This window comes from Flavobacterium collinsii (assembly GCF_946903285.1).
Taxonomy (GTDB): domain Bacteria; phylum Bacteroidota; class Bacteroidia; order Flavobacteriales; family Flavobacteriaceae; genus Flavobacterium; species Flavobacterium collinsii.
In genome coordinates this window covers 5354641-5368593 of the sequence record NZ_OX336425.1, presented here as the reverse complement: position 1 = coordinate 5368593, position 13953 = coordinate 5354641, and the positions used below count along the sequence as shown (strand labels likewise).

The window sequence follows — 13953 nt, the reverse complement described above, 5'->3', positions numbered from 1 at the left end:
TGTTATTTTTTTGGGAAAAATGTAAAAATAAACCCCAATAGTGTTAAACTATTGGGGTTTTTCTTATAATAATAAGAATTGCTGTTTTTTTATGCTATTAGAATTTTAAAGCTACAGTCAATTCGAATTCGTCATTGATAGTTTTGTCTCCTAAGTTTTGGAAGAAGTTACCAGAGTTGTATTTGATGTCGTATTTAGTTCTGTCAACTTTGAAAGCTGTTGTAGCAGTATTTCCTTTCACAGCGATATCAAAAGTTACAGGTTTAGTGATTCCTTTTATAGTTAAATCAGCAGTTACTGTGTAAACATCAGTAGATTTTGCTCCGATATTTTTGAAAACTAATTTTGCAGTTGGGAATTTGTCAGTTCCAAAGAAATCGTCAGCTTTTAAGTGACCGTTTAATTTTCCTTGGTACTCTCCTGTCAAATCTGTTGCTGTTAATGAAGTCATATCAACAGTAAAGCTTCCTCCAACTAATTTTTTTCCTTTGAAAACTACAGCTCCTTCTTTTAAGTTTACTGTTCCTGAGTGCTCTCCGGTTACTTTTTTACCTACCCATTTGATCGAACTTGCTTTTACGTCGATTTTTTTAGTTTGTGCGTTTACTGAAACGCTAGCTACTGCTACGAATAATGCTATTGCAATTGTCTTTAAATTTTTCATTTTGTTAAAATTGATTTTGGATTAATAATAATTATATAGTGATAAATAAATTCTCGTGTGATTTTCTAACTTTTTTGTAGTGTTGAGCATCGTCTTCATTATGTCTGTAACCTACCGTTGCGATAACAGAAGCGTTTAAACCTAATTTGTCGAAACCTAAGATTTCATTGAAACTTGCTGGATTAAAGCCTTCCATTGGAGTTGTGTCGATTTTTAATTCTGCAGCAGCACTTAATAAAGTTCCTAAAGCAATGTAAGTTTGTTTTGCTGTCCAGATGTTTTTAGCTTCTTGTGATAAGTTTGCAATTGTACCTTTCATCATGTCGCTGAATCCAGCCAAGGCGTCAGTAGGAAGGTTTCTTGTTTCGCTAATGTTTTTAATATATGCATCAACAGATTCCGGTCCTGCATTTAAGTCGTTTGCGAAAATAAATAAATGTGAGGCATCTGTAATTTGCGTTTGCCCGTAAGCAGCAGCTTTTAATTTTTCTCTTATTTCCGGATTTTCTACGATAATAACTTTATAAGGTTGTAATCCGTATGAAGAAGCACTTAATCTAACGGCTTCTTTTAAAGTGTTTAAATCTTCGGATGATATTTTTTTTGTCGCATCAAATTTCTTTGTAGCATATCTCCAATTTAAATTGTCTAATAATGTACTCATAATTTTAATTTTGTTGGGTTCTGTATTTTTCTAATAATTGATTTAATAATTCTAATTCTTCAGGACTTATATTCTCAGCAAATGCGCGCTCGTGTTCATCTACCTTCGGATCTAATTCTTTTAGTACGTCTAATCCTTTTTGAGTGATTAGAACTTCTATTTTTCGTCGGTTGTTAGGGCAAACATTTCTGGTAACAAAATCTTTTAATAATAGTTTGTCTACTAATCGGGTTGTGTTACTTGTTTTGGCCAACATACGCTCCTGTATCACACACATATTAGCAGGATTTCCTTTTTGTCCTCTTAATATACGCAGTACATTATATTGTTCCCCAGATAGATCATACGGTTTTATCAACTCGTTGAAATGATCCTGAATCACGTTTTGCGTGTACATGATATTTAGAATAACTTTTTTCGCATTATCCATCTTAACTGTACTTTTTATAACCTCTTCAATTGTCATAGTCGTAAGTGTATAATTTGTATATACAAATGTATGTACTTTTGATTGTTGTATATACAAATGTCATGTTAAATTTTTGTTAATTGAAACATTGTGTGTTTTATAGTTATACAAACCCTGTAGAGTTACTGTAAAAGTACTACAATTTTTATTTGAAAAATTGATTTTTTAAAGTTTAATGATTTTTTAAAGATTGAATTATCAGTCTTTTAGACAAAAATCCAGACCAGACAGGTCTTTAAAGTGTGTGTGGTTTCTCGTATTGCAGGTATTCGACCCATATCTGTTTTAATTTAAAAAAACTGAATTTAGCTTAGAATATACGGCGTTAATTAAGTAATAGGTATAATAATGCAGCTAAACTTGCTCCAATTATTGGACCTACAATCGGAATCCAGGCGTAACTCCAATTGCTGCTTCCTTTTATAGGAAGGATTGCGTGTATAATTCTCGGTCCAAGATCTCTGGCTGGATTAATGGCATAACCTGTTGTGCCTCCCAGGGACAGGCCAATTACCCACACAACTATTGCAACAGGAAGCGCACCAATGGTTCCTAAACCTATTGTTGCATTTGGATCTGTGGCTATTTGCAGGTTGGGTCCGGCAATATAAAAAATGGAAAAAATGAGGACAAAAGTTGCAATTATTTCACTGATTAGGTTTGATAAATTGTTTTTGATGGCCGGAGATGTAGAGAAACAAGCAAATTTGGCATTTTCATCTTCAGTTGCAGCAAAATGGTCTTTATGTGAGAGCCATACCAAAAAGGCGCCTAACATGGCTCCAATCATTTGAGCAAGTATATAGGAGGGAACTAAGTTCCAATTGAATTTTCCGATAAGAGCCAAACCAAGTGTAACAATAGGATTTAAATGTGCCCCGCTAACTGGCCCTGCAATGAGTACGCCTGTAAAAACGGCAAATGCCCAGGCTGTGGTGATAACCATCCAGCCTGAATTGTTTCCTTTTGTATCTTTCAGGACGACGTTTGCAACGACGCCATTACCTAATAAAATCATTATCATTGTGCCTAAAATTTCTGCTGTAAAAGGTGCCATGTTCTGCTGTGTTTTAATTGTTTTATTCGTCGATCCAGTCTGATGCGCGCCCAACGGCCTTATCCCAGTTTTTCACCAATTTATTTACTTCTTGTTTTGGCATTTTTGGAGAAAATACGCGATCTATTGACCATTGTTCTTTCAAATCATCCAGGTTTGACCAGTATCCTACAGCAAGTCCTGCCAAATATGCCGCGCCTAAAGCTGTTGTTTCGAGTGTTTTTGGTCTTGTAACGCTTTTTCCATAAATGTCGGATTGAAATTGCATTAGTAAATTATTTGTAGCAGCTCCGCCGTCAACTCTTAGTTCTTTTCCTTTTCCTCCAAAATCTGCTTCCATAGCTTTTAGCAAATCATTTACCTGATAAGCAATTCCTTCTAAAGTGGCTCGGGCGATATGCCCATTGGTAGTCCCTCTTGTTATTCCAAGAATTGCACCTCTGGCATATTGATCCCAATGTGGAGCTCCTAAACCAGTTAGTGCCGGAACAAAATAGACACCTCCGTTATCAGGAACACTCGCCGCCAGACTTTCTATTTCTTCTGATTTGTTAATCATTTTTGCTCCATCTCTTAACCATTGTACAGCTGCGCCACCAACAAAAACACTTCCTTCTAAAGCATAGGTTGTTTTACCATTAATTTTCCAGGCTACAGTGGTCAATAAATTGTTGGTGGAACGAATTGGTTTTTCCCCCGTATTCATTAACACAAAACAACCTGTTCCGTAAGTATTCTTTATCATTCCTGAAGTTGTGCATAGCTGACCAAAAAGAGCTGCTTGCTGGTCCCCTGCAACACCGGCGATAGGAATTTTTGTTGAAAATAGGGTAGTGGAGCTTTCGCCATAAATGGTACTGCTTTCTTTTACTTCAGGTAGCATGGCTCTTGGGATATCAAACAATTCTAATAATTCATTATCCCATTCTAAGGTATTGATGTTGAATAATAAAGTTCTACTGGCATTAGAAACATCGGTCATAAATAATTTACCTCGGGTCAGTTTCCATATGAGCCAGGTGTCTACAGTTCCAAAACAAAGTTTTCCTTGTTCTGCTTTTTCTCGTGCTCCCGGAACGTTATCCAGGATCCATTTTACTTTTGTTCCTGAAAAATAGGCATCCAGAATTAACCCTGTTTTGGTCTGAATCATTTCGGCATGTCCTTGTGCTTTTAATTCGTCACAGTATTTTGCTGTTCTGCGATCTTGCCAAACAATAGCATTGTAAATAGGCTCACTTGTTTCCCGATCCCAAACAATAGTAGTTTCTCGTTGATTGGTTATTCCAATTGCAGCTATTTCTCTTCCGGATATTCCCACTTTAGCAATTGCTTCTGCAGCGACACTAATTTGAGAAGACCAGATTTCGTTTGGGTTATGTTCGACCCATCCTGGTTTTGGAAAAATCTGTTTAAAAGCTTTTTGAGAAATGCTTACAATTTCTCCTCCATGATTAAAGACTATAGCTCTGGAAGAAGTTGTTCCTTGATCAAGTGCCAGAATTAGTTTATTTTGCATGACTTATATTTTCTTAAGTTGATAATGGTCTATTGAAATTCTTTTAGAAGAAAACCTCTTGCAATTACGTGGAAGTTTGTAATTTCTCTATGTATCCAGGTTTCGTCATGTCCCAGTTCTTTTGCCAGTAATCGTGCTACTTTTTCAGATGATTGAATTGCAGCTCGTGCGTCTAAGAATAATAACCGGACACGTCTTGCTAAAACGTCGTCAACTGTTCTGGCCATTTCGTATCGAATAGCCCAGGCGACTTCGGCCATTATAAATTCGTAATCCGAATGTAGCTTTTCTTTTAATTCAGGTTCATTTTGTTGTAATTCGAGTATTTTAGGAATATCTGAACCATAAATATATAAATGATTCATTCGGTCTAAATTTGTAGTCACTTGGTTTCCATGAATGGGAAGTTGCTCGGTATTACAGGCTTTTTTAGGTAATTTGCCTATTTTGATTGCTTTATCGATGATATCTTCGGCAATTTTTCTGTAAGTAGTCCATTTTCCTCCCGTAATCGTTATTAAGCCAGTTTCCGAAACAATAATTTTATGACTTCGTGAAACTTCTTTGGTACTTTTCCCCTCTTCTTCAGGAGCTGCCAAAGGGCGTAAACCTGCGAAAACAGATAAAACGTCAGCTCTCGTAGGTTTTTTTGCCAGAAAACGTTGAGCAGTTTCCAAAACAAATTCGATTTCACTTTCGAGAGCAATAGGTTCAAGACTGTGTTTTCTAATTAACGTATCAGTTGTTCCTACTACAATTCTATTATGCCATGGCACTGCAAATAAAACTCGTCCGTCACTGGTTTTTGGAATCATCAAGGCTTGATCAGTTGGTAAAAAGGACTTATCAAATACGAGATGAATTCCTTGGCTTGGAACTATATATTTCTTGTAAACTTTGTCGTTTAGTTTCATGATGGCATTTGTAAAAACTCCGGTTGCGTTAATAATGGCCGTGCCTTTTATATCATACTTGTGACCTGTTTCATGGTCTATTACTTCAATGCCAATAATTTGATTATGATCGTCTTTTAGTAAGTTTACAACTTTAGAATAATTTAAAAGGCAAGCCCCTTTTTCTACTGCAGTTTGGGCAATGTTTATAGCCATGCGTGAATCGTCAAATTGACCGTCGTGATAAATAACACCACTTACCAGACCTTTTTCTTCGACGGTAGGAAGCATTTCAATTGTTTTTTTCTTTGAAATATATTTTGAAGCTCCTAAGCTCAAACGTCCTGCGAGTAAATCATAAATGGTCAATCCGATCGTATAAAAATAACCACCCCACCAGTTGTAGTTTGGGATAACAAAAGATTGATTTTTAACTAAATGACCTGCATTTTTCGCCAATAAGCCTCTCTCTTTTAAGGCTTCTCTGACTAAGTGAATGTCACCTTGTTCCAAATAGCGAACTCCACCATGTACTAATTTGGTACTTCTGCTTGAGGTTCCTTTTGCAAAATCTACTGCTTCAAGTAAGATCGTTTTGTATCCTCTGCTTGCGGCATCAAGAGCAGTTCCAAGACCGCTTGCACCCCCACCAATTATAATTACATCCCACTTCTCCGTGTTTTTTAATTGCGTCAATTGTTCCGAGCGTTTCATATAGCATCAGTTTGGTTGTTTTTGTAAGATTAGATCTTGTATTATAAACTTAATGAAACTAAACGAATTGGAAGCAAAGTGAATCAATTATTTAAGTTTAATATTTATCTGGTTTTAAATTAAAGAAAAACACCCGTGAGATTTTTAAAACCTGACGGGTGTTTTGAGATTAGGATCAAATAATTTAAAATTCTGTGTCTTTACGCTAATTTTTTTTCATATGCCTTTCTAGCGGCTCCTCTAAAAAATACTTCGCCACAATACGTATAATTTAATCTGTCTAAAATTTTCAACATCGGAATATTATCAAAATTCGTATCTACCTTTATACTGTATATATTATGTTCGATCGATAAAGTTTCTATTTTTTCAAATAGTTTTGTAGCAATACCTTTGCCTTTTGCCAATTTTGAAACTGCTACACGATGCACCACTGCATAATCGCCATTCGTAAGCCATTTACCTTCTATGGCTTCGTAGGCAGGTTCTTTGTCAAAAAGAATAGCTGCGTAAGATAAGATAGTGTTGTTTTCTGTCAGCACATAAGCATCGCCATTTTTTATGTCATGCTCTATTGTTGTCTCATTAGGATAGCCATCCTGCCATTGTGTACTTCCGTCCAGACGCCTTTGTTCAATAGCATCTTGTAGGATACTCCATATTAGAGGTACTTCAGCAATATCAGCTTTTCTCAAAATTAAATTTTCTGTTGTGTCGCTCATCTTTTAGGTATTAAACTATTAAATGGAAAATTAATGAATTTGTCTTTAAAGAAACTATAAATTAAGATCAAGTAGACCTTTCAGGTTAAACTTCTAATTTATGGAAGTTATTATTCGTTTAAATACTTTTCAATACATGTATTTATTATTTTACGTTCTTCTATTGTTGCGTCATTGTCCATGTCACTATGGTTGATAGGAGTGAATTGAACTGTCATTCCGTATTTTTGTTGTTCTTGTTCAGTCGGTAATACACCTTCGTCTGCAGAATAGTTTTTGGAGCGCAACGTATATACTATTGGGTGGTTAACTCTAGGAAGAGGCATTCTTCGATTGTCCATCGTTATTATTTTATAAACCAATTTAGGGTATTTATTTGCAAATAGAGCAGTCATATCCCCACCATTCGAATGACCAATTAGTGTTAAATGCTTAAAATCTAATTCAGGCTTTAAGGTTTTAAATTCGTTTAAAACATATAGAATGTTATCAGTGCCTCTTTCCCAATTTGGTTTTCTTGTAACTTTAAAATCTCCTTCCATTGCCAAAAGGGCATCGGTAGGTAATTCGTGCTGAACACTAATAACAAAATATCCTTTTGAAGCTAAATTTTCTGTTAAATAAGAATAGATCATATTGTCTCCTCCTTTATTCTCTCCATATCCATGACTAAAAATTATTATCTGTTGATTATTAATTTTGGAGTCTGTTTTTGGGCAAAAAATGGCGATCGGAATTTTACGATTTCTCGATTTATCAAATAAAGTTAACGTATCAAGTTTAACTGGATACGTATTATGTGCTATTTGAGAGTTTGTTTTTTTGCTATTCGAGCAACTTATTAATAGTAAACAAATTAAAATCTTAAAATATATTTTACTCATTTTTTCGATATGTACAATATGGCTACGTAAAATAGTAAGGAATTTATCTTTAAAGAAATTATAAATTAAGTACCAGTAAACCCGACATGTTTTTAAAATTTGTCGGGTTTGATCTGAATAATGTAGGGGTTAGAATATTAATGAGGCAGTTTATCTTTAATCAAACCATAAACCCAGGTTCCAAAAATAGCGCTTACTAAAGTCACTACAATTACAGTAACTCCAGTGCCGATTTGAGCAAATAAGGGCCCTGGACAAGCTCCTGTAATAGCCCATCCAAACCCAAACATTAATCCACCATAAATTTGTCCTTTACTGAACGTTTTTGGCTGAATTTCTATTTTTTCTCCCTGTATGGTTTTAATGTTGAACTTTTTGATGATTTGTACTGATATAAGTCCAACTGCAACGGCACTTCCAATCACACCATACATAAAGAACGATTGCAGGTGAAACATTTCCTGAATACGAAACCAACTAATGATTTCGGCTTTTACGAATACAATTCCAAAAAAGATTCCAACAACAAGATATTTTAAGTTTGAGAAACCTGAATCTTTGATTTGACTTCCGTTGGTTCCTTCTGTATCGGTATTTTTATTTTCTAACTTGTTCATTTTTGAAATTTTAAAGTGAAAGAATATAGGGTAAAATCAAAAGGGACATTACAAAACCGCCAATCATGAAACAGATTGTAGCGACTAATGAAGGCCATTGTAAATTTGAAATTCCCATAATCGCATGACCACTTGTACATCCACCAGCGTAACGCGTACCGAAACCAACTAAAAATCCGCCAACGACAATCATGATAAATCCGCGAAGTGTTAATAAACTTTCCCAAGAGAAAAGTTGCGAAGGAACTAATCCAGAATGATCTGTAATGCCGTAAGTGGCTAATTGGCTAGAAAGTTCTGGTGTAATTTCAACCGGATTTGGATTGGCTAAGAAATTAGCAGAGATAACTCCGCCAAGGAAAATTCCGAAAACGAAGAACAAGTTCCAGCTCTCTTTTTTCCAGTCGTATTTAAAGAAGGAAATATTGGCAGGAATACAAGCCGCACAAATATGGCGCAAAGAAGAACTAATCCCGAAAGATTTGTTCCCGATAATTAATAAAATTGGAACAGTTAATCCAATTAACGGGCCTGCAATGTACCAAGGCCAAGGTTCTTTTAAGATTTCCAGCATTTTTATTTTTTTTAGGTTCAAAGAGGCAAAGGTTCAGAGGTTCAAAGGAGAAACTTTTGTTGCTTTGCATCTTTATTTTTTAAGTTCAAAGAGATAAAGGTTCAGAGATTCAAATAGAAAACCTTTGCACCTTTGTACCTCTGAACCTTTGTTACTTTAACACTTTACTTTGACAAACAAAATCTGATTTCGGAATTTCTGTTTTAGAAATGGCTCCAAAACCGCCTTCAATTTCGCTAAAATTTCTGAAACCGCGAGCCTGTAAAATCGAAGCGGCAATCATACTGCGATATCCTCCGGCGCAATGCAGATAAAAATGTTCGTTTGGGTTAATGTCTTTTACCCAATCATTAATATAAGCCAGTGGTTTGCTGTACGCGTCTTCGATGTGCTCTGCAGCATATTCTGTTTCTTTACGAATATCGATAACTTTGTCTTCTCCGAATTTGAATTCATTTGAAAATTGCTGAGCAGTGATTCTGTTTACAGTGTCTACTTCGTAACCTGCTTTTTCCCAGGCTTCAAAACCACCATCTAAATGACCAATAATCGTGTCAAATCCTACACGGCTTAAACGGGTTACGGTTTCTTCTTCAAGACCGGTTTCCGTCACCAATATAATAGGTTGTTTTACATCCCCAATTAAAGTTCCAACCCAAGGAGCAAAATCACCATTGATTCCAATATTAATAGATTGCGGAATAAATCCTTTACTAAAATTGGCAGCACTTCTGGTATCCAGAATTAAGGCATCTGTTTCTTCGGCTACAGCTTCAAATTCCTCTGCTTTTATGGTTTTCATTCCATTGTACAAAACTGTTTCAAAACTTTCGTAACCTTGTTTGTTCATCGCCACATTCATACTGAAATAGGCAGGAGGAGGCAATAATCCGTCTGTGACTTCAGTAATAAATTCGGCTTCGGTCATATTGGCGCGCAACGCATAATTAGTCGCTTTTTGATTTCCTATTGTAGAAACCGTTTCTTTGCTCATGTTTTTTCCACAGGCGCTTCCCGCACCGTGGGCAGGATAAACGATCACATCATCAGCCAAAGTCATGATTTTATCTCGTAACGAATGGTATAAAATCCCTGCTAATTGATCCTGTGTCATTCCGGCTGCTTTTTGAGCCAAATCCGGACGTCCGACATCACCAATAAATAAAGTGTCTCCGGAAAAAATCGCATGATCTTTTCCGTTTTCATCAATCAATAAAAAAGTAGTGCTTTCCATGGTATGTCCGGGAGTGTGCAATACTTTAATGGTGATATTTCCAATTTTGAATTCTTGTCCGTCTTTTGCTGAAATACAGTCAAATTCGCAGGCAGCGTTGGGTCCGTAAACAATTGGCGCCTGAGTTTCTTTACTTAAATCGACATGTCCGGAAACAAAATCAGCGTGAAAATGCGTTTCAAAAATATATTTCAATTTTACCTGATCACGCTCTAAACGCTCTAAGTAAGGCTGAATTTCTCTTAACGGATCAATAATTGCAGCTTCGCCATTTGAAGTAATATAATAGGCACCCTGCGCAAGGCATCCGGTGTAAATTTGTTCTATTTTCATGATTTGAAATCTAAAATAATGTGGCACAAAGGTAAGTCTGTTTTTCGGGAAATTAAGTGACTATTGTTACAGAAATTTGATTTCTGCGTGAAAAAAAGGGCAGATTTTGACATAGATGTTATATTAATTGAGTTAAATTGGAGCAATTAAGCTTTAACTTATAATTTTGCATATGACGAATGTCATTTTAAAACAAATAAACAGTTAAACAGATGAAAACGGAAGATTTATTGAATCAGATTGCTTTTATAAAAGAAATTGATAAGGTAAAATACATTCAGCGAAAAACGAAGTTGTTTCATAGTGACCGAAACGAAAATGATGCAGAGCACAGCTGGCATTTGGCTTTAATGGCAATCGTTTTGGCCGAACATTCAGATGAACCAATTGATGTTCTGAAAGTCGTGAAAATGGTTTTGATACACGATATTGTAGAAATCGACGCAGGTGATACCTTTATATATGATTCACAGAAAAATCATTCTAATACTGATGAAGAACGATTGGCGGCGAATCGTATTTTTGGTTTGCTTCCGAAAAAACAGGCCGAAGAATTAATTGCTATTTGGGAAGAATTTGAAGCAGGTGAGACCAACGAAGCTAAATTTGCCAGATCGATGGATCGTTTAGAGCCTTTGTTGCAGAATACATCTAATAACGGCGGAACCTGGAAAGAGTTTGGAGTAAGTTATGATAAAGTGTACGAGAAAAAGAGGGTTATAAAAGAAGGTTCTAAAACATTATGGAATTATGCCGAAGGCTTGATTAATGAAAGCGTTGAAAAAGGGATTTTGAAGAAAGAATAGTATGGATAATCTTGTCATTTCGATCGAAGGGAGAAATCGCACGCAATGACACAAGAAGCTCGACAAAGATTGGCGATTTTGTTTGCGGATTTCCTAATGCTATTTCTCCCTTCGATCGAAATGACAATTTTGGCTTAAAAACATAAGTGCAGTTTGTACAACTAAATTGTTGAAAAGTTTAACAATTATGAGGGGATAAACTTTTTTTAAAGGCAGGAATTTCGGGTTTTAATGGGTAAATTTGTGGGACTTCATAAATAAAATACCACTATGGAAGAAATGCTTTTTTATGACCGAATGCAATTTGCCTTCACAATTACTTTCCACTATCTTTTTCCGCAACTTACAATGGGTCTTTCGCTGATCATTGTGTACTTCAAATGGAAATATCTCAAAACTAAAAACGAACAATACAATCACGCCACCCATTTCTGGATGAGAATCTTCGCTCTGAATTTTGCGATGGGGGTGGTAACCGGAATTCCGATGGAGTTTCAGTTCGGAACCAACTGGGCAAAATTCTCCGAGTTAACCGGAGGGATTATCGGTCAGACATTAGCCATGGAAGGCATGTTTTCTTTCTTTCTGGAATCCTCTTTTTTAGGTCTGTTTTTGTTTGGAGAAAAATTATTGGGACATAAATGGCATTTTGTCACCGGATTACTAATCTGTATTGGCTCCTGGGCCAGTGGTTACTTAATTATCGCAACACATTCGTGGATGCAGAATCCCGTAGGTTACGAGATTTTGGAGAACGGAAAATTTGTGTTGACTAATTTCAAAGCACTGTTTCTAAATCCGTGGTTATGGCCATCGTATCTGCACAATCAGGCCGCTTCTTTAGTGACAAGTTCCTTTGTTGTGGCAGGAATTGGTTCTTTCTATATTTTAAGTAAAAAGAATATTGTTTTCGGAAAACTGTTTCTTAAAACGGGAGTGATTTTTGGATTGATTGCCAGTATGATTGTGGCTGTTCCAACTGGAGATTTACTGGCCAAAAATGTGGTGAAATACCAACCTGTAACGTTTGCTGCAATGGAAGGAATTTTTCATACCGAGAAAAAAGGATCTGAAATTGTTTTAATAGGACAGCCTGATGTTAAAGATAAAAAACTGGACAACAAGATTGCCGTTCCAAATATTTTGAGTTTCCTGACTTATGGGAACTGGGAACAGGAAATTAAAGGTTTAGATCAGTTTGAAGAAGATCTTCATCCCACCAATATTTCAGGTTTGTATTATGCGTATCATATTATGGTGGGACTAGGAACGCTGTTTATTGGTTTGATGTCCCTTGCTTTGTTTCAATTGATCAGAGGCAAATTGTATGAAACCAAGTGGATTCTTTGGTCCTTGCTTTTTATGATGCCATTCCCCTACATCGCCAATACAACTGGCTGGTACACGGCCGAACTGGGCAGACAGCCCTGGCTTGTTTACAATTTAATGCGAACAGCTGCCGGTGCATCACCGACCGTATCTTCGGGAAATACACTATTTACCTTACTAGGTTTTATAGGATTGTATCTTTTACTGGGAATGTTGTTTTTGCTTTTGATTGGAAAAATTATCAATAAAGGACCTCACACTGAAGTCATAACTGAAAATATATAAGTATGGAATTTTTTTGGTACGTAGTTTTAATGGGAATTTTGGCCGTTTACATTGTGTTAGACGGTTATGATTTTGGAGCAGGAATTATTCATTTATTTTTTGCCAAAACTGAAAAAGATAAAAAAGCAATTACAAACGCAATCGGTCCGTTTTGGGATGCCAACGAAGTTTGGATTATTGCCGCTGGAGGTGTTTTGTTTTTTGCTTTCCCTACTTTGTATGCTTCTTCTTTCAGCGGATTTTATCTGCCTTTGATCATGATTTTATGGTTACTGATCTTTCGTGCCATTGGTTTGGAAATGCGCGGACAGGTGCATCATCCTATGTGGGAAGCAATCTGGGATAAGGCTTTCGGAATTGCAAGTTTACTTCTGGCTTTGTTCTTCGGAATTGCCTTGGGGAATATCGTTCGCGGAGTCAACCTTGGAATGGTAACCAATGGCGTTTCGACTCAGGAGGCGCATTATTTCTTTTTGCCATTGTGGAATCCAACATTTAGTCCGCAGGCAAGTGAATTGGGGATTATAGACTGGTTTACACTTTTCCTGGGAATTGTGAGTGTGGTTTCCTTAACCATCCACGGTGCGAACTGGATCATCTTTAAAACCAATTCAGCTTTGAATCCACAGCTTAAAAATGTTGTTTTTAAATTGAATATCGTTTTGCTGGTTTTAGTGTGTATTTCATTGCAAATCTGGCACTTTATTGAGCCAAAGCCTTTCCATAATTTTGTAGAGAATCCAATTCTCTGGTTTTTTCCATTGATGACTTTCGTTGGGATTTTAGGATTATTCAAAGTACGTTCGTGGAAAAAAGACGGTTACGGATTTTTGTTTTCATCTCTGTTTTTGGTAGGTGGATTTGCTTCAACAGCTGTTTCTATTTTTCCGAATGTTTTGCCTTCTACGAATAATGTAAATCCATCTTTAACTATTTATAACACTGCAGTGCACGAATATGGACTGAGCGCTGGGATGAATTGGTTTTTCATTGCATTGTTTTTGGTGATTGTCTATTTTGTGATTCAATACCGCGTATTCAGTGGGAAGATGGATGATATCGGGTATGGGGAGCATTAGGTTTTATAGCCGCGAATTCACAAATTTTCACGAGTTAATGATATGCATAGCCGTTGGTTTTAACCAACGGTTTTTTTGTTTGATTCCGAGATGGCTTTAGCAAAAGAAGG

14 protein-coding genes are annotated in these 13953 nt (G+C 36.3%); 3 read left to right on the top strand and 11 right to left on the bottom strand.

All coding sequences use genetic code 11. The features are described from left to right. Positions 1–97: 97 nt before the first annotated feature. From OGZ34_RS21485 to OGZ34_RS21435, 11 genes are all read right to left on the bottom strand, one after another. Positions 98–664 carry a YceI family protein gene (locus OGZ34_RS21485; RefSeq protein WP_263361695.1) on the bottom strand — a complete coding sequence of 189 codons (567 nt, stop codon included), beginning with the start codon at positions 662–664 and terminating at the stop codon, positions 98–100. 31 nt (positions 665–695) lie between these two features. Next, positions 696–1328 carry an NAD(P)H-dependent oxidoreductase gene (locus OGZ34_RS21480; RefSeq protein WP_173966383.1) on the bottom strand — a complete coding sequence of 211 codons (633 nt, stop codon included), beginning with the start codon at positions 1326–1328 and terminating at the stop codon, positions 696–698. A gap of 4 nt (positions 1329–1332) precedes the next feature. Then, entirely contained in the window at positions 1333–1794 is a 462-nt protein-coding gene (locus tag OGZ34_RS21475; protein WP_173966384.1) for a MarR family winged helix-turn-helix transcriptional regulator, read from the bottom strand. A 328-nt stretch (positions 1795–2122) separates the two neighbouring features. Then, entirely contained in the window at positions 2123–2872 is a 750-nt protein-coding gene (locus tag OGZ34_RS21470) for an MIP/aquaporin family protein (protein WP_396193439.1), read from the bottom strand. A 4-nt stretch (positions 2873–2876) separates the two neighbouring features. Next, a complete protein-coding gene (gene glpK / locus OGZ34_RS21465) occupies positions 2877–4373 on the bottom strand; it encodes a glycerol kinase GlpK (RefSeq protein ID WP_173966386.1) in 1497 nt (498 codons plus the stop codon). Between the two features lie 29 nt (positions 4374–4402). Continuing rightward, positions 4403–5980 (bottom strand): glycerol-3-phosphate dehydrogenase/oxidase, encoded by a 1578-nt coding sequence (locus OGZ34_RS21460; RefSeq protein WP_263361693.1) that lies wholly within the window; start codon positions 5978–5980, stop codon positions 4403–4405. 200 nt (positions 5981–6180) lie between these two features. Further along, positions 6181–6702 (bottom strand): GNAT family N-acetyltransferase, encoded by a 522-nt coding sequence (locus tag OGZ34_RS21455; protein ID WP_263361692.1) that lies wholly within the window; start codon positions 6700–6702, stop codon positions 6181–6183. A 110-nt stretch (positions 6703–6812) separates the two neighbouring features. After that, positions 6813–7586 carry an alpha/beta hydrolase family protein gene (locus OGZ34_RS21450; RefSeq protein ID WP_263361691.1) on the bottom strand — a complete coding sequence of 258 codons (774 nt, stop codon included), beginning with the start codon at positions 7584–7586 and terminating at the stop codon, positions 6813–6815. Positions 7587–7723: 137 nt separating this feature from the next. Beyond that, positions 7724–8203 (bottom strand): DUF6691 family protein, encoded by a 480-nt coding sequence (locus OGZ34_RS21445; protein WP_173966390.1) that lies wholly within the window; start codon positions 8201–8203, stop codon positions 7724–7726. A gap of 10 nt (positions 8204–8213) precedes the next feature. Next, a complete protein-coding gene (locus OGZ34_RS21440) occupies positions 8214–8777 on the bottom strand; it encodes a YeeE/YedE family protein (protein ID WP_263361690.1) in 564 nt (187 codons plus the stop codon). Positions 8778–8928: 151 nt separating this feature from the next. Further along, entirely contained in the window at positions 8929–10344 is a 1416-nt protein-coding gene (locus OGZ34_RS21435; RefSeq protein ID WP_263361689.1) for an MBL fold metallo-hydrolase, read from the bottom strand. Positions 10345–10556: 212 nt separating this feature from the next. Here OGZ34_RS21435 and OGZ34_RS21430 point away from each other — a divergent pair, with 212 nt between their 5' ends. The 3 genes from OGZ34_RS21430 to cydB all read left to right on the top strand — a co-directional run bounded on the left by OGZ34_RS21430 (position 10557) and on the right by cydB (position 13843). Next, entirely contained in the window at positions 10557–11150 is a 594-nt protein-coding gene (locus OGZ34_RS21430; protein WP_173966393.1) for an HD domain-containing protein, read from the top strand. Between the two features lie 270 nt (positions 11151–11420). After that, the gene (locus OGZ34_RS21425) at positions 11421–12764 is read left to right on the top strand and encodes a cytochrome ubiquinol oxidase subunit I (RefSeq protein ID WP_173966394.1); all 1344 of its coding nucleotides are present in this window, start codon (positions 11421–11423) and stop codon (positions 12762–12764) included. A 2-nt stretch (positions 12765–12766) separates the two neighbouring features. Continuing rightward, entirely contained in the window at positions 12767–13843 is a 1077-nt protein-coding gene (cydB, locus tag OGZ34_RS21420; RefSeq protein ID WP_263361688.1) for a cytochrome d ubiquinol oxidase subunit II, read from the top strand. The last annotated feature ends 110 nt before the right edge of the window (positions 13844–13953 follow it).

Bases quoted from the DNA above. Each gene is read 5' to 3' on its own strand.
- OGZ34_RS21480 (WP_173966383.1), bottom strand. From the start codon at position 1,328: ATGAGTACATTATTAGACAATTTAAATTGGAGATATGCTACAAAGAAA.
- OGZ34_RS21450 (WP_263361691.1), bottom strand. From the start codon at position 7,586: ATGAGTAAAATATATTTTAAGATTTTAATTTGTTTACTATTAATAAGT.
- OGZ34_RS21440 (WP_263361690.1), bottom strand. From the start codon at position 8,777: ATGCTGGAAATCTTAAAAGAACCTTGGCCTTGGTACATTGCAGGCCCG.
- cydB (WP_263361688.1), top strand. From the start codon at position 12,767: ATGGAATTTTTTTGGTACGTAGTTTTAATGGGAATTTTGGCCGTTTAC.
- OGZ34_RS21430 (WP_173966393.1), top strand. From the start codon at position 10,557: ATGAAAACGGAAGATTTATTGAATCAGATTGCTTTTATAAAAGAAATT.
- OGZ34_RS21435 (WP_263361689.1), bottom strand. From the start codon at position 10,344: ATGAAAATAGAACAAATTTACACCGGATGCCTTGCGCAGGGTGCCTAT.
- OGZ34_RS21425 (WP_173966394.1), top strand. From the start codon at position 11,421: ATGGAAGAAATGCTTTTTTATGACCGAATGCAATTTGCCTTCACAATT.
- OGZ34_RS21455 (WP_263361692.1), bottom strand. From the start codon at position 6,702: ATGAGCGACACAACAGAAAATTTAATTTTGAGAAAAGCTGATATTGCT.
- OGZ34_RS21445 (WP_173966390.1), bottom strand. From the start codon at position 8,203: ATGAACAAGTTAGAAAATAAAAATACCGATACAGAAGGAACCAACGGA.
- OGZ34_RS21460 (WP_263361693.1), bottom strand. From the start codon at position 5,980: ATGAAACGCTCGGAACAATTGACGCAATTAAAAAACACGGAGAAGTGG.
- OGZ34_RS21475 (WP_173966384.1), bottom strand. From the start codon at position 1,794: ATGACAATTGAAGAGGTTATAAAAAGTACAGTTAAGATGGATAATGCG.
- OGZ34_RS21485 (WP_263361695.1), bottom strand. From the start codon at position 664: ATGAAAAATTTAAAGACAATTGCAATAGCATTATTCGTAGCAGTAGCT.
- glpK (WP_173966386.1), bottom strand. From the start codon at position 4,373: ATGCAAAATAAACTAATTCTGGCACTTGATCAAGGAACAACTTCTTCC.